This is a genomic window from Pseudomonas sp. B329 (assembly GCF_023127835.1).
Taxonomy (GTDB): domain Bacteria; phylum Pseudomonadota; class Gammaproteobacteria; order Pseudomonadales; family Pseudomonadaceae; genus Aquipseudomonas; species Aquipseudomonas synxantha_A.
This window is the reverse complement of record NZ_SPKP01000039.1, coordinates 100,592-124,551: the sequence shown is the minus strand read 5'-3', so window position 1 is coordinate 124,551 and position 23,960 is coordinate 100,592. Positions and strand designations below refer to the sequence as shown.

General features: G+C 60.8%; 18 protein-coding genes and 1 tRNA gene. 6 read left to right on the top strand and 13 right to left on the bottom strand.

The genetic code is table 11. From position 1 onward, the window contains the following. Positions 1-186: 186 nt before the first annotated feature. From E4P00_RS18690 to E4P00_RS18680, 3 genes are all read left to right on the top strand, one after another. A tRNA-Met gene (locus E4P00_RS18690) sits at positions 187-263 on the top strand. 279 nt (positions 264-542) lie between these two features. Further along, positions 543-3,185 carry a bifunctional lysylphosphatidylglycerol flippase/synthetase MprF gene (mprF, locus tag E4P00_RS18685; RefSeq protein WP_005791060.1) on the top strand — a complete coding sequence of 881 codons (2,643 nt, stop codon included), beginning with the start codon at positions 543-545 and terminating at the stop codon, positions 3,183-3,185. Next, entirely contained in the window at positions 3,185-4,465 is a 1,281-nt protein-coding gene (locus tag E4P00_RS18680) for an AcvB/VirJ family lysyl-phosphatidylglycerol hydrolase (protein WP_122733563.1), read from the top strand. The genes mprF and E4P00_RS18680 overlap by 1 nt, the downstream gene beginning before the upstream one ends. A gap of 137 nt (positions 4,466-4,602) precedes the next feature. On the opposite strand, the gene recJ is transcribed toward E4P00_RS18680, so the two are convergent. Beyond that, entirely contained in the window at positions 4,603-6,312 is a 1,710-nt protein-coding gene (gene recJ / locus E4P00_RS18675; RefSeq protein ID WP_248132462.1) for a single-stranded-DNA-specific exonuclease RecJ, read from the bottom strand. Between the two features lie 157 nt (positions 6,313-6,469). Next, on the bottom strand, positions 6,470-7,012 hold the full coding sequence (locus tag E4P00_RS18670; RefSeq protein WP_003193952.1) for a YaeQ family protein: 543 nt from the start codon (positions 7,010-7,012) through the stop codon (positions 6,470-6,472). Between the two features lie 137 nt (positions 7,013-7,149). Here E4P00_RS18670 and E4P00_RS18665 point away from each other — a divergent pair, with 137 nt between their 5' ends. Next, entirely contained in the window at positions 7,150-8,349 is a 1,200-nt protein-coding gene (locus E4P00_RS18665; RefSeq protein ID WP_078822229.1) for a CaiB/BaiF CoA-transferase family protein, read from the top strand. A gap of 170 nt (positions 8,350-8,519) precedes the next feature. Here E4P00_RS18665 and E4P00_RS18660 read toward each other — a convergent pair whose 3' ends face one another. After that, complete coding sequence (locus E4P00_RS18660) at positions 8,520-8,804, bottom strand: DUF3509 domain-containing protein (RefSeq protein WP_032803962.1); 285 nt, start codon at positions 8,802-8,804, stop codon at positions 8,520-8,522. A gap of 206 nt (positions 8,805-9,010) precedes the next feature. Here E4P00_RS18660 and E4P00_RS18655 point away from each other — a divergent pair, with 206 nt between their 5' ends. Continuing rightward, positions 9,011-9,673, top strand: a complete 663-nt coding sequence (locus tag E4P00_RS18655; protein WP_216092061.1) for a response regulator transcription factor — start codon at positions 9,011-9,013, stop codon at positions 9,671-9,673. On the opposite strand, the gene E4P00_RS18650 is transcribed toward E4P00_RS18655, so the two are convergent. From E4P00_RS18650 to xerD, 6 genes are all read right to left on the bottom strand, one after another. After that, positions 9,642-10,886, bottom strand: coding sequence for an EAL domain-containing response regulator (locus E4P00_RS18650; protein WP_248132460.1), 1,245 nt, complete (start codon positions 10,884-10,886; stop codon positions 9,642-9,644). The two genes, E4P00_RS18655 and E4P00_RS18650, sit on opposite strands and share 32 nt — an antisense overlap. 588 nt (positions 10,887-11,474) lie before the next feature. After that, positions 11,475-15,044, bottom strand: a complete 3,570-nt coding sequence (locus E4P00_RS18645) for a transporter substrate-binding domain-containing protein (protein WP_248132458.1) — start codon at positions 15,042-15,044, stop codon at positions 11,475-11,477. 129 nt (positions 15,045-15,173) lie between these two features. Next, the gene (gene thrC, locus E4P00_RS18640) at positions 15,174-16,583 is read right to left on the bottom strand and encodes a threonine synthase (RefSeq protein ID WP_122733557.1); all 1,410 of its coding nucleotides are present in this window, start codon (positions 16,581-16,583) and stop codon (positions 15,174-15,176) included. Between the two features lie 67 nt (positions 16,584-16,650). Next, positions 16,651-17,955, bottom strand: a complete 1,305-nt coding sequence (locus tag E4P00_RS18635) for a homoserine dehydrogenase (RefSeq protein ID WP_005791086.1) — start codon at positions 17,953-17,955, stop codon at positions 16,651-16,653. A gap of 128 nt (positions 17,956-18,083) precedes the next feature. Further along, positions 18,084-18,815 carry a thioredoxin fold domain-containing protein gene (locus E4P00_RS18630; protein WP_005791088.1) on the bottom strand — a complete coding sequence of 244 codons (732 nt, stop codon included), beginning with the start codon at positions 18,813-18,815 and terminating at the stop codon, positions 18,084-18,086. Between the two features lie 148 nt (positions 18,816-18,963). Continuing rightward, on the bottom strand, positions 18,964-19,860 hold the full coding sequence (gene xerD, locus E4P00_RS18625) for a site-specific tyrosine recombinase XerD (RefSeq protein WP_248132456.1): 897 nt from the start codon (positions 19,858-19,860) through the stop codon (positions 18,964-18,966). Positions 19,861-19,967: 107 nt separating this feature from the next. Between xerD and E4P00_RS18620 the strand changes: the two genes are divergently transcribed. Further along, complete coding sequence (locus E4P00_RS18620) at positions 19,968-21,776, top strand: sodium:proton antiporter (protein WP_032879635.1); 1,809 nt, start codon at positions 19,968-19,970, stop codon at positions 21,774-21,776. Here E4P00_RS18620 and E4P00_RS18615 read toward each other — a convergent pair whose 3' ends face one another. The 4 genes from E4P00_RS18615 to rimM form a co-directional block, all read right to left on the bottom strand. Beyond that, positions 21,777-22,190: an acyl-CoA thioesterase gene (locus E4P00_RS18615; RefSeq protein ID WP_005791095.1), complete on the bottom strand. Its 414-nt coding sequence runs from the start codon at positions 22,188-22,190 to the stop codon at positions 21,777-21,779. A gap of 81 nt (positions 22,191-22,271) precedes the next feature. After that, a complete protein-coding gene (gene rplS, locus E4P00_RS18610; protein WP_003175895.1) occupies positions 22,272-22,622 on the bottom strand; it encodes a 50S ribosomal protein L19 in 351 nt (116 codons plus the stop codon). Positions 22,623-22,667: 45 nt separating this feature from the next. After that, on the bottom strand, positions 22,668-23,441 hold the full coding sequence (gene trmD, locus E4P00_RS18605) for a tRNA (guanosine(37)-N1)-methyltransferase TrmD (RefSeq protein WP_173664496.1): 774 nt from the start codon (positions 23,439-23,441) through the stop codon (positions 22,668-22,670). After that, a complete protein-coding gene (gene rimM, locus E4P00_RS18600) occupies positions 23,423-23,959 on the bottom strand; it encodes a ribosome maturation factor RimM (protein WP_003175898.1) in 537 nt (178 codons plus the stop codon). Before rimM ends, trmD begins: the two co-directional genes overlap by 19 nt. Position 23,960: the final 1 nt, after the last annotated feature.

Genomic DNA, 23,960 nt, shown 5'->3' with positions numbered 1-23,960 from the left:
CTCCCGCAACCAAACATCAAAAAAGGCTACTCGAAAGAGTGGCCTTTTTTGTGCTCGCGTGTTTTCTCCCGCTGCGCCTGAAAACACCGCCAACACTTTGATTTCAGAATAATTCGCGCTTATTTGGTCCATCGGCTCATTAACGGTTGACACCTCGCCGCTTGGCTGTAGAATGCCGCCCACAGACGCGGGATGGAGCAGTCTGGTAGCTCGTCGGGCTCATAACCCGAAGGTCGTCGGTTCAAATCCGGCTCCCGCAACCAAACATCAAAAAAGGCTACTCGAAAGAGTGGCCTTTTTTGTATCCGACGAAAAAGTTCTTCTGAAACAATGGCATGGCATCTTTCATGAAACCGTAGTCGGTTTGTAGAGTCCATCTCATTGCACGCTGGGCTCAATGCTCAAGCGCTACCCTCTACGACCAATGGCCGCAGTCGCCGACCCCGGTGATCCGCGTTAATATTTGTAATTATTTTGTCCATAGGGATTGGTAACTTGGCCGGATACCCCCATCCTGTCGCGCACAATCCACGAGGTGATTGATGCGCGCCAACTCGTCTGAACCACAAGACACCGTCACAGCAGAACAACCGATCACGCCGACCCGCTTGCGATGGCTGGATTTGTTGAGCAAGTATCGCCAGCCCATTGGCCTGGCCGTAACGCTGCTGCTGTTTGCAATCGCCCTGATCGCCTGCCGACACCTGCTGCTGGAACTGGACCTCTACGCACTCCACGATTCGATTCTGGAAGTGCCCAAGCCAGCCTTGCTCGGTGCGTTTGCAGCGGCAGTCGCAGGCTTCATTATCCTGCTTGGTTATGAATTTTCCGGCGCACGCTATGCCGGCGTGAAGTTACCCGCCAAGACCCTGGCCCTGGGCGGCTTCACCGCCTTTGCCATCGGCAACGCCATTGGCTTGTCGATGCTCTCGGGCGGTTCGGTGCGCTACCGTTTATATGCACGCCACGGCATCGGCGCATCGGAAGTGGCGCACATGACCGTGTTCGCCAGCCTGGCCCTGGGCTGTGCTCTGCCGCCACTGGCCGCATTGGCCACGCTGAGCAATTTGCCGGCGGCTTCGACTTACCTGCATTTACCGCAAAGCCTGCTCGGGGGGATTTCCGGCGCCGTGTTGGTGTTGTCGGCCATGCTGTGCATCGGCATCTATCGTCGTCGCCTGCCGGAACAGCCCTACCCCGATAACCTGCTGGTCAAGGCCGGGCGTCGCACCCTGCGCCTGCCGGGCCGCCGCCTGACCTTCCTGCAGTTGATCATCACCGCCCTCGACGTAGCCGCTGCCGCTGCCGTCCTTTATATGCTGTTGCCGGAAGCACCGCCCTTCGGCCCGTTCCTGCTGGTGTACCTGCTGGCACTGGCCGCCGGTGTGCTCAGCCATGTGCCGGGGGGCGTGGGTGTATTCGAAGCGATCCTGCTGGCGGCCTTCGCCGACAAACTCGGTGCCGCGCCCCTGGCTGCCGCCTTGCTGCTGTACCGGATGATCTACGTGGTATTGCCGCTGCTGATCGCCTGTGTGTTCCTGCTGGTCAACGAGGCCCAGCGCCTGTTCCAGACCCAGCAAAGCCTGCGGGTGGCGTCGGGGCTGGCAGCGCCGGTATTGGCCGTCCTGGTTTTTTTGTCCGGCGTGGTCCTGCTGTTTTCCGGCGCCACGCCAGAGATCGACTCACGCCTGGAAAACATCGGCTTCCTGATTCCCCACCGCCTGATTGACGCCTCGCACTTTGGTGCCAGCCTGATCGGCGTGTTGTGCCTGTTGCTCGCCCAGGGCCTGCGTCGACGTTTGTCGGCGGCCTGGATGCTGACCATGGTGCTGCTGCTGGTCGGCGCCCTGCTCTCGTTGCTCAAGGGCTTCGACTGGGAAGAAGCCAGCCTGATGACCATGACCGCGGTGCTGCTGGCGATCTTTCGCCGCTCGTTCTACCGCGCCAGCCGCTTGACCGAGCTGCCGTTTTCGCCGCTTTACCTGGTGGCCAGTGTCTGTGTACTCGGCGCCTCGATCTGGCTGCTGTTGTTCGCCTATCAGGATGTGCCTTACAGCCATCAACTGTGGTGGCAGTTCACCCTCGACGCCAACGCCCCCCGCGGTTTGCGCTCGTTGCTGGGCGCTGCGGTGCTGCTGGTGATCGTATCGCTGACCTGGCTGCTGCGCACGGCGCGCCCGGTCATCCACTTGCCCACCCCGGAAGAACTGGAGCGCGCCAGCAAGATCCTGATGGCCTCGTCCCAACCCGACGGCGGCCTGGCGCTGACCGGCGACAAGGCGCTGCTGTTTCACCCCAACGATGAAGCCTTCCTGATGTACGCCCGTCGCGGGCGCAGCCTGGTGGCCTTGTACGACCCGATCGGCCCGACCCAGCCGCGCGCCGAGATGATCTGGCAGTTCCGTGACCTGTGCGATATCCACCACGCAAGACCGGTGTTCTACCAGGTACGCGCCGAGAACCTGCCGTACTACATGGACATCGGCCTCACCGCGATCAAGCTGGGCGAAGAAGCCCGCGTCGACCTGAAACGCTTTGACCTGGAAGCCAAGGGCAAAGAGATGAAGGATTTGCGCTACACCTGGAACCGTGGCACCCGGGACGGCTTGTCCCTGGAAATCTTCGAACCGGGCCAGGCGCCGATGGATGAATTAAAAGTCATCTCCGATGCCTGGCTTACAGGTAAGAATGTGCGGGAAAAAGGCTTCTCCCTGGGCCGTTTCAGCGACGACTACCTCAAGCACTTTCGTATCGCGATCATTCGCTTCGAAGGGCGCCCGGTAGCCTTCGCCAACCTGCTCGAGACCTACAATCATGACCTGGCCAGCCTTGACCTGATGCGCGCCCACCCCGACGCGCCCAAGCTCACGATGGAATTCATGATGGTAGGCCTGATTCAACATTATAAGAACCACGGCTACGCCCGCTTCAGCCTCGGTATGGTGCCGCTGTCGGGCTTGCAACCGCGCCGTGGCGCACCGCTGACCCAGCGCCTGGGCTCGATGGTGTTCCGCCGTGGCGAGCAACTGTATAACTTCCAAGGTTTGCGCCGCTTCAAAGACAAGTTCCAGCCCGACTGGGAACCCCGTTACATGGCCGTGCCCGCAGGACTTGATCCGCTGGTGGCACTGGCCGATACCGCCGCCCTGATCGCGGGCGGCTTGACTGGATTGGTGAAACGCTGATGATTCGACGCTCCTGGCGGTATGTATTGGCCTTTGTAGTGCTGCTCGCGCTGGTCGTGGCGGGTGGTTTTTGGTACTGGAATCGCCCTGCCCCGCAACCGACCCTGGAGCAATTGCCCCAGGCCGATGGCTCGGTAATGACCCGCGTCACCCCCGCCAGCGCCGCCAAAGCCCGTGTGGCTGTGGCCGTGATGGCCGATGAAGCGCTGACCGACAGCCAACTGGTTGCCCTGAGCCAGGGCGGCGCGGCGCAAATCGTTCAGGTGATCCTGCCTAAGGATGACTGCAAGCTGCAGGAACAAGCGCTGCAAGGCGCCCTGGCCCAGCTCAAAGGCCCGGCGACCCTGGTCAGCGGCATCGGCCCTGGCGCTGCGCTCGCCTGGCGCTGGCTGGCCACTCAGAATGATGACAAGGCTAACGCGATCTCCGTCGGCTTTGCCCTGAAACAGGAAGGCTGCAACGACCCGCTGCCCAAGACCTCTGCCCACGGCAACTGGCTGGTGGCGTGGAACGACAATCCTGACGATGAAAGCGCCAGCTTCGTACGTGACACACCGCGTGCCACCACCAGCATCAGCGACTACGACATTCATTACCCGCAAGTGCTGAACAACGAGCTGCGCAAGCAACTGGTCGGTTCGGACAACGGTGGCCTGGCGATTCCCGTGGTGGAAGTTCCTGCCGGGCAGGCCAAAGACACCGTGACCCTGTTCCTCTCCGGTGACGGCGGCTGGCGTGACCTGGACCGCGATGTGGCCGGCGAGATGGCGAAGATCGGCTACCCGGTGGTCGGCATCGACACACTGCGCTACTACTGGCAGCACAAGAGCCCGGAGCAAAGCGCCAAGGACCTCACTGAGCTGATGCAACACTATCGGCAGAAGTGGGGCACCAAGCGCTTCGTGCTGACCGGTTATTCGTTCGGCGCCGATGTACTGCCGGCCATTTACAACCGTATGCCGGAAAACGAACAGCAACGCGTCGATGCGATCATCCTGTTGGCATTTGCGCGCACCGGCAGCTTTGAAATCGAAGTGGAAGGTTGGCTGGGCAACGCCGGCAAAGAAGCCGCCACCGGCCCGGAAATGGCCAAGCTGCCACCTGAGAAGGTCGTGTGCATCTATGGTGCAGAGGAAGTCGACGAGAGTGGCTGCACCGACAAGACCGCAGTGGGCGAAGCCATGAAGCTGCCGGGCGGGCATCACTTCGATGAGAACTACCCGGCGCTGGCCAAGCGCTTGGTGGATATTATCGTCAAGCACCAGGCCAAAGCCGAGTAGCTCCAGGCTGCACACAGGACCCAATGTGGGAGGGGGCTTGCTCCCGATAGCTGAATGTCAGTCAATGATTTAGTGACTGATGCACCGCTATCGGGAGCAAGCCCCCTCCCACATTTGTCTTGCATTGTCAGGAATATCTAACGTGGTTCGATGTGCGCAATCATCAGCTGCACAGTCTCATTGCCACGAAACTCATTCACATCCAGCTTGTAGGCCAACTCCACCCAACGCACCGTCGGGTTCGGCCACACCTCGCGGTCCACGCCGAAGGCGATGCCATCAAGCTTCACTGACCCGCATTCGCTCTTGAGCACCACCTTCAGGTGCCGCTCGCCGACCACGCGCTGTTCCACCAACTGGAACACCCCGTGAAACAACGGCTCGGGAAAGTGCTGCCCCCATGGGCCGGCATGGCGCAGGGCGCGGGCCAGCTCCAGGTGGAACTCTTCCACGGCCAAGGTGCCGTCGGAGAGCAGGCGGCCGGTGAGGTCCTCTTCACGCAGCTGCCGACGCACTTCGGCATCGAAGGCTTCGGCAAACAGCGGGAAGTTCGCCTCGGGCAGGGTCAACCCGGCGGCCATGGCGTGACCGCCGTACTTGCTGATCAGGTTGGGATGCTGGCTTGCAACAACCGCCAGCGCATCGCGGATATGAAAGCCTTGCACCGAACGCCCAGAACCCTTGAGCAGGCCGTCGCCCGCGTCAGCAAAGGCAATGGTCGGGCGGAAGTAACGTTCTTTCATGCGCGACGCGAGGATGCCGATCACCCCCTGGTGCCACTCCGGGTCGAACAAGCACAAACCGTACGGCATCGACTCCACCGGCAAGTCCTTGAGCTGGGCCAGGGCCTCGCGCTGCATGCCTTGTTCGATGGATTTACGGTCCTGGTTCATGCCGTCCAGTTGCGCAGCCATTTCCCGTGCGGCGCCAGCGTCGGTGGTGAGCAGGCATTCGATGCCCAGGCTCATGTCATCCAGGCGCCCGGCCGCGTTCAGCCGCGGGCCGAGGATAAACCCCAGGTCGGTGGAGGTGATGCGAGCGTGGTCGCGCTTGGCCACTTCCAGGATCGCCTTGATGCCAGGCCGCGCCCGACCGGCACGAATGCGCTCCAGGCCTTGATGAACGAGGATGCGATTGTTGGCGTCCAGCGGCACCACGTCGGCGACGCTGCCCAACGCCACCAGATCAAGCAGTTCACCGATGTTCGGCTGGGGTTTGTTGTCATACCAACCCAGGCTGCGTAACCGCGCGCGCAGGGCCATCAACACGTAGAAGATCACGCCGACACCGGCCAGGGCCTTGCTGGGAAACGTGCAGCCCGGCTGGTTCGGATTGACGATGGCGTCGGCGGCCGGCAGTTCATCGCCGGGCAAGTGGTGGTCGGTGACCAGCACCTTCAGCCCCGCCGCTTTCGCCGCCGCCACGCCTTCGACGCTGGAGATGCCGTTGTCCACGGTAATCAGCAACTGGGGCTCGCGCTGCAACGCCACCGCGACGATTTCCGGCGTCAGGCCGTAGCCGTACTCGAAACGGTTGGGCACCAGGTAATCGACATGGGCCGCCCCAAGCAAGCGCAGGCCCAGGGTACCTACGGTGCTCGCCGTGGCGCCGTCGGCGTCGAAGTCACCAACGATCAGGATGCGTTGGCGCTGCTCCAGGGCGGTCACCAGCAAGTCCACCGCCGCGTCGATCCCTTTGAGCTGCTGGTAGGGAATCAACCGCGCCAGGCTCTTGTCCAGCTCAGCTTCCGATTGCACCCCGCGCGCGGCATAGAGACGGGTCAACAGCGGCGGCAATTCACCGAGAAAAGGCAGGACGGCGGGCAATGGGCGGGGATCGATACGCATGGGGTGACGGGCGCTTCTCTTCTAATACATCGGTTAAACACAGATATTGAACGCAACAAAGATCAAGTGTGGGAGCTGGCTTGCCTGCGATGGCATCCACTCGGTGTGTCTGATGTACCGAATGGTATGCATCGCAGGCAAGCCAGCTCCCACCTTTTCAACCGCGCTCGCCAACCAGCCATTGCAGTTGCACTTCATGCTGGCCACGGTCGTCGGTCACGAAGATCGTACCTTCGCTGATCATCACATCCCACTTGATCACCCGCGGCATGTCCTTGGCCAGGGTCTCCAACACTTCCTGGGGCACGGCAGCGATGTGCACGTTCTTCAGGTTATTGGCCACCGGCACTACCTTGCCTTCCCACACACGCAGGCTGCCATAGGCCAGCAGGCTGGTGCGCTCGGTGCGGCGCGAGCACCAGGTCAGGCGATCGGCATCCGGCTGGCCGACTTCGATCCAGTGCAGGACCCGATCATCCAGGCTTTTTTCCCACAGGGCTGGTTCGTCTACATCCGACAGGCCACGCCCGAACGCCAGTTGCTCGTTGTACCAGAGGGCGTAGGCCAGCAGGCGCACGGTCATGCGCTCTTCGGTTTCCGAAGGGTGGCGGGCAATGGTCTGTTTGACACTCTCGTACACCGAACGGTCGAGGTCGGTGAGGTTGAGTTCGAACTTGTAGGTCGTGGACGGCTGGGCCATGAACGGGCCTCTAAAGACAAGGAAAGGCGGCCAGTCTAACCGATGGCGAGGTCATTCAACGAATACTGCGCTGCATCCGGGCGGCTCGCCTATGTTAAAAAGCAAGACACCATCGTCCCGCGCTTGTAAGGATCCCCATGTCGCTCAACGCCAAACCACTTGCCGGCCTGAAAGTCATCGAACTGGGCACCCTGATCGCCGGCCCGTTTGCCTCACGCATTTGCGCTGAATTCGGTGCCGAGGTGATCAAGGTCGAATCCCCGGACGGCGGCGACCCGCTGCGCAAATGGCGCAAGCTGTATGAAGGCACCTCGCTGTGGTGGTTCGTACAGGCCCGTAACAAGCAGTCGCTGACCCTCAACCTCAAGCACCCCGACGGCCTGGCAATCCTCAAAAAACTATTGGCCGACGCCGACATCCTGATCGAGAACTTCCGCCCCGGCGTGCTGGAAAAACTCGGCCTGAGCTGGGAAACCCTGCACGCTCTAAACCCCAAGCTGGTGATGGTGCGCCTCTCGGGCTTCGGCCAGACCGGGCCGATGAAGGATCAGCCAGGGTTTGGTGCCGTGGGTGAATCCATGGGCGGCTTGCGCTATATCACCGGCTTCGAAGACCGCCCGCCGGTGCGCACCGGGATCTCCATCGGCGACTCGATTGCCGCGCTGTGGGCGGTGATCGGCGCGCTGATGGCGCTGCGTCATCGCGAGGTCAACGGCGGCTTGGGCCAAGTGGTGGATGTGGCGCTGTACGAAGCCATCTTCGCCATGATGGAAAGCATGATCCCCGAGTTCGATGTGTTCGGATTTATTCGCGAGCGTACCGGCAACATCATGCCCGGCATTACACCGTCTTCGATCCACACCAGCGCCGACGGCAAGCATGTGCAGATCGGCGCCAATGGCGATGCAATCTTCAAGCGCTTTATGGCGACCATCGGCCGTGACGACTTGGCGAACGACCCGCAATTGGCCAGCAACGATGGGCGTGACAGCCGCCGCGACGAGCTGTATGGCGTGATCGACCGCTGGGTCAACTCGCTGCCGCTGGAGCAGGTGATTGAGCAACTGAACAGGGCCGAAGTACCCGCCAGCCGTATCTACAGCGCCGAAGACATGCTGGGCGACCCGCAATTTCTGGCCCGGGAGATGTTCCTCAAGGCTCAGCTCCCGGACGGCAAGGACTTCAAGATGCCGGGCATCGTGCCCAAGCTTTCGGATACACCGGGCAGTTGTGAATGGGTGGGCCCGCAGCTGGGTGAACACAACAATGTGCTGCTCAATGCCCTGGGCTACGACGCGGCAGCTATTGCGCGTCTGCGTGAGAATGGCGCGATCTGAGAATCGCAGGCAAAAAGAAACCCCGAGCAGTGGGGAGACAACTCGGGGTTAAACGTGGCCTTAACAAGGCACGCACAGCAAGCGACAAACACCGGAGCACAATGATTGCTCTTGCTGTTACGGACTCTGACTGACCGCCGCGTAGGAAGGTTCCGAAGAAAAATAATGTTTCATGCGAGTGCGCCGCCACGGGTTTGGGCAGCATTGCGCAAGGCAGCAATGACCGAGGGTTCCAGGCGCCCTTCGGCGATTTTCACGTCGCGAAGCAGGCAATCCGCGACATCCACCAGCGCACGCTTGTCGGACAATTGCGCGCGATCGACGTCGCGCTCGACCACAATCGCGCCGCCGGGATTCTTTACGGTTACCAGGCAGTCTTCCCGCACACCAGAAGTGGTCAGCGTAACCTGATAAGGGCTCAGTGCTTCACTGAGCAATAGGTGGATACTTTCCATCTCGATCACCACTCAATCATTCGAAAAAGGTTCGAAAAACAAAAATGTCACGAAGAGGCTGACATTCAAGTGACCCGTGCTCAAAGCAGAAAGTTCTACCTTTTGTGTAATCCACTGCTTGAGGAAAACGAGCATGCACGGAAAAGATGACAGAGAAAAAACACAGGCTCACACGCTAGAATCCCTGGATTACCTGGGAGCCTGCCTTGAGAGCTGCGTCTGAAACACCTTTGCGCGTCGTCATTGCCGACGATCATCCGATTTTCCTGATTGGCCTGCGCGCCGTGCTTGAGCGTGACCCGCACATCAGCATCGTCGGGGAGGCCAACTCGCCGCAGGCCCTCAATGCGTTGCTGCAAGACTGTGCCTGCGATGTGCTGGTGACCGACTTTATGATGCCTGCCGAGCCCCATGCCGACGGGTTGCGCCTGATCGACCAACTGCGCCGACACTACCCGGACCTGCCGATTGTGGTGGTCACCATGCTCAACAATGCCGGTTTGTTTCACTCGATTCTGACATTGGGCGTGATGGGCCTTTTGAGCAAGGCCAGCCTGGCCGATGAACTGCCGCAGGCGATTCGTCAGGTCCGCCAGCAACGCACCTACGTGGCCCAGACCATTCGCCAGGCGCTGAGCCTGGCCGGAGAAGCCGGTGCCGATCGCCTGCACTCCCAGGAACAGTTGTCACCCCGGGAGCTGGAGGTGATTCGCCTGTTGGCCACTGGCATGACGGTGGGCCAGATCGCCGCGCATCTGCATCGCAGCAAGCAGACCGTCAGTGCGCAAAAAGTCAGCGCCATGCGCAAACTGGGGCTGACCAATGATGCCGCCCTGTTTATTTATGTGCAGGAACACGGGCTGGCCTAGCCTGGAACGCAATCCACTGCTTGAGCGCCTCGGCCTCCATCGGCCGGGCAATGAAGCAGCCTTGCAGCCACGCCGCCCCCAGCTCACCCACAGCGTGGTAGTCGGCAGCACTTTCAACCCCGGTGACGACCACGGCGATATCCAGGCGCGCGGCCATGCTCATGGCCCCCGCCACCACCGCCGCCTTGCGATCGTCATCGGCCATTCCGCAGGCAAACGCTGGGGGGATTTTCAGTTCGGTGAAAGGCAACTCCAGCAAATGTTGCAAGTTGGTGCCACCCATGCCGAAATCCCCGATGGACAACTGGCAACCCAGCATCCGCAGGCGCAGCAAGCCAGTGAGGTGGGCACTGTCGGTTTTCAGCGTTGAGGTTTCCACCAGCTCCAGGGTGAGGCTATGGGCGGGTATGCCGTGAAGTTGCAGCAGCCCCTGCAATATCTGTGGGAAGTGTGTGCGCTCAAGCATACGTCCGGGAATGTTCACCGCCACCGGCAGCACCTGGCCGGTCTCGCCCATGACCTGGTTGGCCAGGCCAAGTGCCTGTTCCAGCACATGCCAGGTAAAGGCCTCTTCCATGCCGGCAAACTCCAACACCGGCAGGAACTCTTCGGGCAGCAGCAATTGAGCGTGCGGCAACTGCCAACGCGCCAGCGCCTCCACCCCTTGCAACACCCCGGCCTGGCTGACGATGGGTTGGTACCAGGCCCTGCCGCAGGCTGCGATAGTGGCCTGGCTGACATCCGCCGACGGTGGCAGTTGTTCTCGCGCGCTCAACCCCAGCAACTGGCGCACACGCTCCCAGGACAGCACCGCTGGCCCCGGGCGCAAGTGCCGCTGACAATCGGCCAACACCTGCCCGATCAGCGTTGCCGAAGCCGGCTTGGGCAAGCACGCCAGCACGTTGAGGCCCAATTGCCGGGCCATGTTCGCCACGCCTTCGAGCACATCGGGCTCAGCATTGCTGAGCAGAACCAGCACTTGAGCCAAACGGCGCTCGGCGAGTTCGCGGATCAACTCCAGCCCATCGCCCTGCTCCAGATACAGATCGCAGATGGCGATATCCACCGGGCCTTTGCTGTCCAGGGACTGGCGAGCCGTTTCAACATCTTCAGCAGTTAGTACATTAAACACGCCATTGGCATTGAGCATCTGGTGCAGTGCCATCAGCTGAAACGGGTTGTCTTCGAGGATCAGGACATTGAGAGAGCGCATGGGTCATGGAGTCGGTACTGGGAAAAGTCCTTCACAGTAGCCATAAGACGCGAAGCGTCCCATAGGACGTGTCCGAAATGCTGTCGAGCGGAGCGCACAACTTGGTTGACGCCACCGCTAACCACGATGCGAAGCAAGCCGATCTTGATCTTGACCTGCTTTTGATCTTAGGCGCCCCGTCAAACCACGCTGGCCGGAATTCGACAGGGATTTGGGGGGTAAACCGGCAGGGATGCCGGTTTTAGCCGCCCCGCGCCATGGATGGCGCGTGGCGGCGGCCCCCCAAATCCATGGCGGATTACGGGCACACCGAGCCCAGGCGAGGTGCCGAGTGGTGGGGCAAGGGCCCTTTGGTTACTTTGGGGCTTTTTTTTTCCAAAGTGACCCGCCGTAAGGGCGGAACCAATAGCAGCCGTTACCCAAATAACGGATATGTACTCGGTCTGATCCAGCATCCCAACCAACCCTGAGGCCGCCATCGGGGCAAGCCCCCTCCCACATTTGGGACCGATACCATCAGGTAGATACTCATCTGCTGCCAAGCCGTCACGGGAGCAAATCTCCTCCCACATTGCATCGCGTCAGCTATCAGTCCAGATAAGGCTGCAGATCGCGACGAAACACCTTCAACACCTCAGACAACCTCAACCACGGCTCCTCAAGCTCAGCCCCACGCTGCTCCCGCGCGCATTGCTCAAGCACCACACAAGCCTTGGCCAACGGCAGCGCATCCACCAGCGAACAAATACCCTTGAGCCGATGCAGCGCCGCATTCAAGCGCGCCACATCACGCTCGGCCAATGCGCTGGCCAATACCTCATGCTCGTGGTCCAGGCTTTTTGCCAGTTCTTGCAACATGCTATGCAGCACAGGCCCGTCAGCCTGGGTCATGGTACGCAGGGCCTGGATATCAAACGAACGCTGCGGCGCCACCCGCGCCAGCACGCGCGTCCAATCCTCCAGAGTCACCGGTTTGACCAGCAGCTCATCCATACCCGCGTCCTCGCAGCGTCTTTGTTCATCTTTCATCGCGTTCGCCGTGCAACCGATCAACGCACAACGGGGCCGTTGTTCTTCGGTTTCGATACGCCGGACCGCCTCGCTCAAGGCATAGCCGGACATACCCGGCATCTGGCAATCGGTCACCAGCACGTCGAAACGCTGCTCACGCCAACGCTGCAACGCGGCCTCGGCCGAATCCAGAGCAATCACCTGATGCCCCAGGAACTGCAACTGCTGCGCCAGCACCAAGCGGTTGGCCGCCAAATCATCCACCACCAGCACCGACAGGCTACGCCCCGCTGGGGGCAACGCTGGCGCTGGCGTGGCCGGCACATCGTCGGTGCTGACCCGATCAAGGCGCAGGTCGATGCACACCTCGGTGCCCTCACCCACCACGCTTGCCAAGTGAATGCGACCGCCCATCAACTCCACCAATTGCTTGCAGATACTCAGGCCCAGCCCGGTGCCGCCATGTTCCGCCGCGGTCAATGCGCTCACTTGGGTAAACGGCTTGAACAACCTTGGCTGCTGTTCGGCGCTGATCCCCGGGCCGCTGTCTTCGACGCACAGGTGCAGGTATTCGGTATCAGACTCATCCCGCTGGCAGGTGACGCTGAGCCGCACCCCGCCCTGCTCGGTAAACTTCAGCGCATTACCCAGCAGGTTGTGCATCACTTGGCGTAAACGCAGCGGATCGAACCAGTAATAGCCCTTGGCCGCAGGATCAAACGCCAGGGTCAAATGCAGGCCCTTTTTTTGCGCCGTGGCTTCGAACAGACGCTGGATGCCTTCGAAAAAACCCTTCAACTCGGTGGTTTGCGGAACCAGTTGCAGGTGACCGGCCTCGATCTTGGCCAGGTCCAGGCTGTCGCCCATCAGCGCGATCAGCTCGCGCGCCGAACGATGGGCCACCTGTAATGCTTCAGAGACGGGCTGGCCGCTTGCCAGGCAGCGTTCCTGCTCCAGCTCGAGCAAACCGATGATGGCGGTCATGGGTGTGCGAATTTCATGACTTAGCGCAGAAAGAAATGCACTTTTGGCGTAGTTCGCTTCGTCGGCAGCCTGGCGGGCATCCATCAGTTGGTGCTCCAGGTCTTTGCGTTCGTTGATATCGATCCAGCCGCCCAGCAGCCCCTGCAAGCGGCCCTGGGCATCGAAGAACGGAACCGTCCACTGGTAAACGTGAAAGCTGCCGCCGTTGAACTCCAGCTCGCGATCGACAAACAACGACTGTTGCGTGGCCAGTTGTTCCATATGGCCGGCGTGCAGGCGCGCCGCCGTGGCCTCGGGCATTACCCCACTTTCCAGCAGCGTCAGCCCCTGAATCAGCTCAAGCCGGGTCGCCAGTTGCTGTTCATAGCTTTTGTTGCAGGTCACCAGCCGCCCGGCCAGGTCGCGCACAAACAGCGGGTTGGGCATGCCGTCGAGTAACGCACGTTTGAACGCCAATTGGTCATTGAGCCGCTGCTCGGCCTCCAGCCGCTGGCGAATCTGACGCTTGAGCCGGCTGTTCCACACCAGCGATACCAGCACAAACAGCAGCGCCGTGGCCACCATCCAATACGCCCAGGGCGGCACCCGTTGCCAGGCCGGCAGGGGGATCGCCACAGCGCCGATCCAGCGCAGGCGCAGTGCGCTCAACTCGGCCACCGGCAAGGCTTCCAGGGCCTTGTTCAGGATACTCAGCAGCTCAGGCTGGTCCTTGCGTACCGACAAGCAATTGGATGACCACTTGCCGTCGACACTGCGGCCAATACGCAAGCCTTCCTGGGAGTAACTCTGGACCTCCACCTCAGTCTGCAACGTGGCAGCGGCCTCGCCCCGTTGCACCAGTTCGCGGGCCTGGGCGTAATTGTCCACCAGGCGCAGCTTGATCTGCGGGTGCATCTGGCGGATGTAACTCTCCAGCACATGGCGCGCCGGCAGCGCCAGGACCTTGCCTTCCAACTGCTTCAACCCAGTCAGCGGCGTGGCATCGGCGCGTTCGACGAACACCCAGCCGGAGCCGCCAAAGCCATGACTGAAGTCGAGCAGCGCCCTGCGCTCCTGATTCGACGCCAGGGTGGTGTTCATCTGCGCCCTGCCGGTTTCCAGCCATTCCAGGGTTTGCGCGGTGGAGTGCACCTCTTCGAAGACAAACTGCAAACCGGTCATGCGCGAAATGCGGTGCAGCAGGTCGACATTCAAACCCACCCAGTGACCGTCCTTGTCCTTGAATATGTAAGGTGACATCTGCTGCGCCACCACCACGACATGGGGATGCTGCAACAGCCAGGTGCGCTCCGAGGCCGACAATTCAACGCGCTCACCCCTGAAGCCGACGCCGAGCCCTGTGGTCCAGCGGCCCAGGATCTCCCGCTGCACCGACTCGTCAATGCTCGCCAAGGCGCGGTTCATCATCGCCCCCAGCAATGGGTCGGCCTGGCGGGTGGCGAAAGCAAAGCCGATGGGCGCCAGCCGACTTTGTTCCTTGATCTGCAACCCCAGGTAAGGCCGCAGCGATTTGTAGGCCCGCACAATCACTTCATTGCCGATAAACGCATCGGCATCACCTTGCTTGAGCGCCTCCAGGCCGCTGTAGAGGTTGGGCGCGAGCATGATGTGGCTATCGGGGTAGGCCGCCTGCACGTTGTGCACATTGGCGTAGCCATCGAGCAATACGACTTTCTTGCCCGCCAGGTCGTCCTCTTGAAGCTCATCGCGACGCAGCACCACCACTGACCGATCGGGCATGTAGTCCTGGGTGAACTGCAAGCCGGGCACATCGCGCTCATAGCCGTTGGCGCTGGTCAGGATATCGATGGATCCACTGCGCAGCGCCTCGACCGCCTGGGCCCGCTCGGCAAAGCCCAGCACCTGCATCGGCACCTGCAAGCGCGCGCCGACCAGGCTCAGGTAATCGGCACTGATACCCTGGTAGCGGTTGCGGTCGCGGGTGATATCGATCGGCTGATAGTCATCAATGGAAATACCCACCTTCAACGTCCGATGCGTCGCCAGCCACTGCTGCTCTGCGGGCGCCAGGGGCAAAGGCTCAAGCGGGATAAACGCCGGCACCAGCTTGAAAGGCAGGCTGACGGCCGCCAGGCTTACCGGTAGTTGGGTAAGCCACAGCATGCACATCAGCCGCACTGTCCATTGAATCAAAACCTGCACCGATTTGGCTTCCTTGATTGGGCGAAGGAACAAGTATGGCTCGCCAAAATAAAAAAGCCCGTCACGAGGACGGGCTTGGCCGACTGCAAAAAAGCTAACTGCCGGATGTAATCTGATCAACCGCGGGCATCAGAGCGGCTTGCCACGATTGCCATGCTGGCTGACAAACGCCTGCACCGCCTTCAGGTCGTTAGCCAGCACGGTGCAGCGCTCTTCACGCTCGAACAGGTCGGCCAGGTGCTCCGGCAATTCCAGTGCCTTGCCAACACCGGCCTTCTCCACCGCTTCGGGGAATTTGACCGGGTGCGCGGTACCCAGGATCACCATCGGAATATCCAGGCTACGGCGGCATTCGCGCGCAGCCTTCACGCCGATAGCTGTGTGGGGGTCGAGCACTTCGCCGGTCTGGGCATAGACCTCGGCAATGGTTTCGCACGTCTGCGCATCATCCACGGCCAGGGAGTCGAACAGCTTGCGGGTTTCGGTCCAGCGCTCTTGCTCGACGCTGAAACCGCCACCCTGCTTGAAGCTGCTCATCAACTCGGCCAGCGCCGCGCCATTGCGACCGTGCATGTCGAACAGCAAGCGTTCGAAGTTAGACGACACCATGATGTCCATGGATGGCGACAGTGTGGCGTGCAGGGTTTCCTTGACGTACTGGTTGCCGCTCATAAAGCGGTGCAGGATGTCATTGCGGTTGGTAGCAACGATCAACTGATTGATCGGCAGGCCCATGTTGCGTGCCAGATAACCGGCGAAGATGTCGCCGAAGTTGCCGGTCGGCACCGAGAACGACACCGAACGCGCCGGGCCGCCCAGCTGCAGGGAGGCGTGGAAGTAGTAGACGATCTGGGCCATGATCCGCGCCCAGTTGATCGAGTTCACCGCCACCAGGCGTGTGCCCTTGAGGAAGCTCTGGTCAGCGAAGCTGTTCTTGACCATTTCCTGGCAGTCATCGAAGTTGCCTTCGATGGCGATGTTGTGGATGTTCTCACCGAAGATGGTGGTCATCTGGCGACGTTGCACCTCCGACACGCGCTTGTGCGGGTGCAGGATGAAGATGTCGACGTTTTCGCAGTGCTTGCACCCTTCGATGGCCGCCGAGCCGGTATCACCGGAGGTGGCGCCGATGATCACCACGCGCTCGCCGCGCTTTTCCAGCACGTAGTCCAGCAGGCGCCCCAGCAGTTGCAGGGCGAAGTCCTTGAACGCCAGGGTCGGGCCGTGGAACAGCTCCAGCACCCACTCGTTGCCGTTCAGCTGGCGCAAAGGCGCGATGGCGCTGTGGGCAAACACGCCGTACGTCTCTTCCAGGATCTTCTTGAAGTCCGCATCCGGAATGCTGCCGGTGACGAACGGGCGCATTACCCGGAACGCCAGCTCGTGGTACGGCAGGCCGGCCCAGGAAGCGATTTCCTCCTGGGTGAAGCGTGGCAGGTTTTCCGGCACGTACAGGCCGCCGTCGGTGGCAAGGCCTGCCAGCAGGACGTCTTCGAAATTCAGGGCCGGTGCCTGGCCGCGGGTGCTGATGTAACGCATGACTGGCTCCTCAAAAACATTCTCGAACAGAGGCCGCCGAAGGTGCGGGGCCCCTGGAACAAATCGGTTAGTTCAAGTGCTCGACGCGAATGCGCACCACCGGGCCGACCACACCTTGCAGGGCTTCGAGGGCGTGGATGGCATCGTTGATATGCTGCTCGAGCACGCGATGGGTCAGCAGGATCATCGGCACCTGGCCGTTTTGCTCCTCGACTTCCTTCTGCATGATCGATTCGATGTTGATACCGCGCTCCGACAGAATGCTGGCGACCTGGGCCAGCACGCCCGGATGGTCCTGGGCCTGGATGCGCAGGTAGTAGGCGCTTTCGCAGGCTTCGATCGGCAGGATCGGGTGGGCCGACAGCGAGTCCGGCTGGAAGGCCAGGTGCGGCACGCGGTTTTCCGGGTCGCTGGTCATGGCGCGAACCACATCCACCAGGTCGGCGATCACCGACGAAGCGGTCGGCTCCATGCCGGCACCGGCGCCGTAGAACAGGGTGGAACCGGCGGCGTCACCGTTGACCATCACCGCGTTCATCACGCCGTTGACGTTGGCGATCAGGCGGTCGGCTGGAATCAGCGTCGGGTGCACACGCAACTCGATACCGGCCGGGGTGCTGCGCGCCACGCCCAGGTGCTTGATGCGGTAGCCCAGGGCTTCGGCGTAATTCACGTCGGCGGTGGTCAGCTTGGTGATGCCTTCGGTGTAGGCTTTGTCGAATTGCAGCGGGATACCAAAGGCGATGGAGGCCAGGATGGTCAGCTTGTGTGCCGCGTCGATGCCTTCCACGTCGAAGGTCGGGTCGGCTTCGGCGTAGCCCAGGGCCTGGGCTTCGGCCAGTACGTCTTCGAAGGTACGGCCCTTCTCGCGCATTTCGGTGAGGATGAAGTTACCGGTGCCGTTGATGATGCCGGCCACCCAGTTGATGCGGTTGGCAGACAGGCCCTCACGGATCGCCTTGATCACCGGGATACCGCCGGCCACCGCGGCTTCGAACGCCACGATCACGCCCTTCTCGCGAGCCTTGGCGAAGATCTCGTTGCCGTGCACGGCGATCAGCGCCTTGTTGGCGGTGACCACGTGCTTGCCGTGCTCGATGGCCTTGAGCACCAACTCGCGGGCCACGGTGTAGCCGCCTACCAGCTCGATGACGATATCGATCTCAGGGTTGGTGGCCACGGCGAATACATCGTTGGTAATCGCAATACCGGTCGTTTCGAACTGAGGCTTTGGCGAACGCGTGGCAATTTGCGCCACTTCAATCCCGCGACCTGCGCGGCGGGAAATTTCTTCAGCGTTACGCTGAAGTACGTTGAAGGTACCGCCACCGACGGTCCCTAACCCACAGATGCCTACTTTGACCGGTTTCACTGAAGAACTCCCCATGAAACGGCCGACGCTAGGTCGGCCGTGAAAACAGCCGCACAACTGCGGCTCTCAATTAATGACCCGTCGACAGTTCGGCGAGTCATGATCGTCAAAGGCTCGACGATTAATGCTTACTTGGCACCCAGTGCCAGTTTGGCAACTTGCGGCGCCGGCTGGTAGCCCGGAATCACCTGGCCGTCGGCCAAAACGATGGCCGGTGTACCGTTCACACCAATGGACTGACCCAGGGCGAACTGCTTGGAAACCGGGTTGGCGCATTTGGCCGATTTGATTTCCTTGCCGTCGACCATTTTGTCCATGGCGGCCTTCTTGTCGGCCGAGCACCATACGGCTTGCAACTGCTCGTCACCCGGCGAACCCAGGCCCTGGCGCGGGAACGCTACATAGCGCACTTCCACACCCAGCTTGTTCAGTGCCGGTATCTCGGCGTGCAGCTTGTGGCAGTACGGGCAGGTGGTGTCGGTGAACACGGTGATGTGGGTCTTGGTTTCGCCGATGGCGGGGTAAACCACGGTTTCAGCCACCGGGATGCCGTTGATCAGCTTGGACACGCCCAGGCGCTCGGCTTTTTCGGTCAGGTTGACCGGCTTGCCGTCCTTGAGCTGGAACAGGTAGCCCTGCACGATGTACTGGCCATCGGCACTGGCGTACAGCACACGGCTGCCCTTGAGCTTGACTTCATACAGGCCGGCCATGGGGCTGGCGCTGATGCTTTCGATCGGGGTGTCGAGCGCCAGGTTGGCCAGGCTCTTGCGAATGGTCTGCTCGGCCGCATCATCGGCGACAGCAAAGGTGGAAACCAACGCAATGGCTGCGGCGGCAATAATCTGGGTCAAGCGCATGGGAACTCCTGAAGGCAGAGGCAGGGACGGGAGCAGAATACTGATCTGGAACACAACGGGTGCCGTCCCCTTTGCGAACCGGCAAAGCCTACCACAGTTGGGCGGGAGGGCAGACCGCGACAAGTAAAATGGGCCATTTCTGACGTTTTTATCCGCGCGGGTGATGCTTGGCGTGCATATCCTGCAAACGTGCGCGTGCCACATGGGTGTAGATCTGGGTTGTGGATAAGTCGCTGTGCCCGAGCAGCATCTGTACCACACGCAAATCGGCACCATGGTTGAGCAAATGGGTGGCGAACGCATGGCGCAGTGTGTGAGGCGACAGGGCCTTGCCGATTCCAGCCACTTTGGCCTGGTGCTTGATGCGGTGCCAGAAGGTCTGGCGGGTCATCTGCTCGCCGCGCAGGCTGGGAAACAGCACATCACTGGGGCGCCCACCGAGCAATTCGTGGCGCGCATCGCGCATGTAGCGCTCGACCCACACAATCGCCTCCTCGCCCATGGGCACCAGCCGCTCCTTGCTGCCCTTGCCCATCACACGCAATACGCCCTGGCGCAGGTTGACCTGCTCCAGCGTCAGGCTGATCAGTTCGGTCACGCGCAGGCCGCAGGCGTAGAGCACTTCCAGCATGGCGCGATCACGTTGGCCGATGGCTTCGCTGAGATCCGGCGCAGCCAGCAAAGCCTCCACGTCAGCTTCCGACAAAGACTTGGGAAGAGGCCTGCCTAATTGCGGCATATCGACTTGTAGAGTTGGATCGGCCGCGATGAGTTTTTCCCGCAACAGGTAGCGATAAAAGCCACGCACGCCGGAAAGGAATCGTGCAGTAGAGCGTGGCTTATAGTTCTGCTCCAGGCGCCAGGCCAGGTGATCGAGGATCAGCTCGCGCCCGGCGTTGATCAGCTCAAGGTTTTTCTCCTGCAACCAGCCGTTGAACAGGGCCAGATCACTGCGGTAGGCCTGGCGCGTGTTGTCCGAGAGGCCTTTTTCCAGCCAGAGGGCGTCGAGGAAACGGTCGATCAAAGGGTGGTCGATGGCGGGCATGGGTACTCAAAGCGGCGCAGCATGGGGGCTGTGCGAATTATTTAGTGAACTGTGGCAAGGGCCGCTAGTCTTTCATAGCCCGCTACTTCAAGGAACAGGAAGCTTCAATGAATGAACAACAGATTTTGCTGGCCTTTGGTGGCATTGGAGTGGCGGCGCTGGGCTGCCAATGGCTGGCCTGGCGGCTCAAGCTGCCGGCGATCCTGTTTCTGTTATTGACGGGTATTTTGGCAGGGCCGGTACTGGGCTGGCTCGACCCGCAGGAGATGTTCGGCCCTCTGTTAATGCCGTTGGTGTCCCTGGCCGTGGCGCTGATCCTGTTCGAAGGCAGCCTGACCCTGCACCTGTCGGAATGGAAGGAAATCGGCAGCGTGGTGCATCGCCTGGTCACGGTTGGCGCCCTGTCGACCTGGGCAGTGATCACCCTGGCCACTCACTGGCTGTTGGGCTTTGACTGGATGCTCGCGCTGCTGTTCGGCACGCTGACCCTGGTGACCGGGCCAACCGTGATCGTGCCGATGCTACGCGTGGTGCGCCCCAAAGCCTCCATCGCCAATATCCTGCGCTGGGAAGGCATCGTCATCGACCCGATTGGCGCGTTGCTGGCGGTGGTGGTCTACAGCTTCATCATTGCCCGGGCTTCCGGCGACGGCTTGAGCCACAGCCTGCTGACCTTTGGCGGCGTCATCCTCTGCGGCAGTTTGTTCGGGATCGCCGGCGGCTGGGTACTGGGGCAGATCATGCGTCGGCAGTGGTTGCCGGAATACCTGCATAACCTCGCGACGCTGGCCGGTGTGCTGGGCATCTTTATCGCTGCCAACCAGGTGATGCATGAGTCCGGCCTGCTGGCGGTCACGCTGATGGGCATGTGGATGGCCAATATGAAGGGCGTGGATGTCAGGCATATCCTGCACTTCAAGGAAAACCTCAGTGTGCTGCTGATTTCCGGGCTGTTCATCCTGCTGGCGGCGCGCCTGGACCTGAATGCCTTGATCGCCCTGGGGCCATTCGTACTGATTCTGCTGGTGATCATCCAGTTTATTGCACGCCCACTGAACGTAGCGCTCTCAACCTTTGGCTCCGGACTGAACTGGCGCGAGCGCGCGCTGCTGGCCTGGATCGCGCCACGGGGCATTGTGGCGGCGGCGGTATCGGCGATCTTTGCGATTCGCCTGGACGAGGCAGGGCATGAAGGCGCGTTATTGCTGGTGCCGCTAACCTTTGCGGTAATCATCGGCACCGTGGTGCTGCAAAGTGCCACGGCGCGCCCCTTGGCGCGCCTGCTGAAAGTCGCCGAGCCTGCGCCCAGCGGTTTCCTGATCGTCGGCGCGAACGGCCCGGCGCGGGCACTCGGCAAGGCGTTGCAACAATTGGGCAGCCGCGTGTTGTTGACGGATTCCAGCTGGGAAAATATCCGCGCCAGTCGCATGGAGGGCCTGCCGACCTACTTCGGCAACCCCGCCTCCCAACATGCCGAGTCCCATCTGGATCTGGTCGGCCTGGGGCATTTGCTCGCGCTCTCCCCGTCCGGCGAGCTGAACGCCTTGGCGACCATGCGTTTTCGCCATGATTTCGGCCATCGCCTGTTCGCCCTGGCCAGCAGCCAGGAAAGCCGCCGCACCGACAAACACAAGGCCAGCCACGAACACCGCGGCCACCTGCTGGGCAGCCAACCCCTGAGCTATACCAAACTGGCCAGCCTGTTGGGTCAGGGCGCCGAACTGTATAGCACCAACCTCACCGACGGCTTTGGCTGGGAGCAGTACCAGGCGTTGCACGGGGAGCGCGCCACCTTGCTGTTTGCCCGGGACACCAGCGGCTGGGTGCATGTGGTCACGCCCGAGAGCAGCTTGAAGCCGGCGGCCGGCTGGACCCTGCTGGCGGTGATTCAGCCGGAGAACGGCAGCGCCACGTAATCAGTCGGCAAACCCAGGCAGTACCGGTACAGGGCGTTTGTCCGCGTCAATCGCGACAAAGCTGAACACGCCCTGGATCGCCTTTTCACGGCCATCAGCGCTCATGCTCTCGACAAACACTTCCACTTCAACCTTGAGGCTGGTGTTGCCGACTTTGATCACCCGGCCGATCAGCTCAACGATGGAGCCGGCCGGGATTGCGTGATTGAAGTCGATACGGTCGGTGGAGACCGTCACCAAAGGCAAGCGACAGAAGCGCGTGGCGGCGATGAACGACACTTCGTCCATCCATGCCAGGGCGGTGCCGCCGAACAGGGTGTTGTGGTGGTTGGTGGTCGGCGGGAACACGGCCTTGGTCACGCGGGTGACGGACAGGTCGGTGCGGCGCTGGATTTCTTCGAGACGGGTGGTCATGGTCAATACCGGCAAATGGACAAATTTCAGACACAAAAAAGCAGCCCGTAGGCTGCTTTTTTCTGCATCGGGAAGCTGGACTTAAGCCAGTTTTTCCTTGATGCGAGCTGCTTTACCGGACAGGTCACGCAGGTAGTACAGCTTGGCTTTACGTACGTCACCGCGACGCTTGACGGCCATGCTGTCGATTTGCGGGCTGTAGGTCTGGAAAGTACGCTCTACGCCAACACCGTTGGAGATTTTACGAACAGTGAAAGCACTGTTCACACCACGGTTACGCTTGGCGATTACCACGCCTTCGAACGCTTGCAGACGCGAACGGTCGCCTTCCTTCACTTTCACCTGAACGACAATGGTGTCGCCCGGGGCAAAGGTAGGGATCTCTTTGGTCATCTGCTCTGCTTCGAGTGCAAGGATGATTTTGTTAGTCATGCTGTGCTCCTAAGGTAAGTCAATGGACCTACCATCGATACGTTGTTAACTATCGTCCCGCGCGAGGATGTATTCCTCGAGCAGCTTCTTCTCTTCTCCAGAAAGCGAGCGGCTTTCCAGAAGATCGGCACGTCGTTCATAGGTCCGACCAAGGGACTGCTGTAAACGCCAACGCCGGATGTGTGCGTGATTGCCACTTAGCAATACGTCGGGAACACGCTGATCCGCATACACCTCCGGTCGGGTGTAGTGCGGGCAATCCAGCAAACCATCCGTGAAGGAATCCTCCTCCGCAGAGTCCACATGCCCTAAAGCTCCAGGCAGCAGTCGTGTAACCGCATCTATCAGGACCATTGCCGGCAGCTCGCCGCCAGACAATACATAGTCCCCAATCGACCACTCTTCATCGACATGAGCTTCAATAAAACGCTCGTCAATGCCTTCATAGCGACCGGCAATCAGGATCAAACTTTCCTCATTCGCCAGTTCGCGTACCGCCGCCTGTTTCAGCTGACGGCCTTGAGGGGACAGGTAAATTACCTTCGCCTTCTCCCCGGCGGCTGCCTTGGCCTGAACCAATGCATCTTCCAGGGGCTTGATCTTCATCACCATGCCCGGGCCACCGCCAAATGGGCGATCGTCCACAGTGTGATGTCGATCCGTCGTGTAGTCTCGCGGGTTCCAACAGGTGAGCTGCAACAGCCCCTGTTTCACCGCCCGACTGGTGATGCCGTACTCGCTGATGGCGGAAAACATCTCGGGAAACAAACTGATCACTTCAATGCGCAAATTAGCCACGCTTAGAAGTCCGCGTCCCATTCCACCTTCATCTCGCCCGCTGCCAGGTCGACGGCCAACACGCATTGCTCGGTATAGGGCAACAGGCGTTCGCGATCATCCAGGCTGCCAGCGCAAGGCTTGACCACCATTACATCATTGGCGCCGGTTTCCAGAAGATGATCGATTTTCCCCAGCAATTGCCCGAGTTGATCAATAACCTTCAGACCTTCCAGCTGGTACCAGTAGTACTCGCCGTCGGTCAATTCAGGGAACAGGTTGCGCGGCACGCAGATCTCGTAACCGGCCAGAAGACGAGCTTCTTCACGATCATCAAGACCCTTGAGCTTTGCGACCAGGAACTTGTCGCTCCCGCGTCCACTGACCAGCTCGACCTGTTTCACACTCCCTTCGCGCTTGAGCGTCCAGGTTTTGTACTGCAACAGGTTTTCAGTCGGATCAGTAAAGGAATACACCTTCACTTCGCCGCGAACGCCATGAACAGAATAAATCTTGCCGATAACGATCAAATCATCAGCAACAGCTGGCGTCGCGTTCATA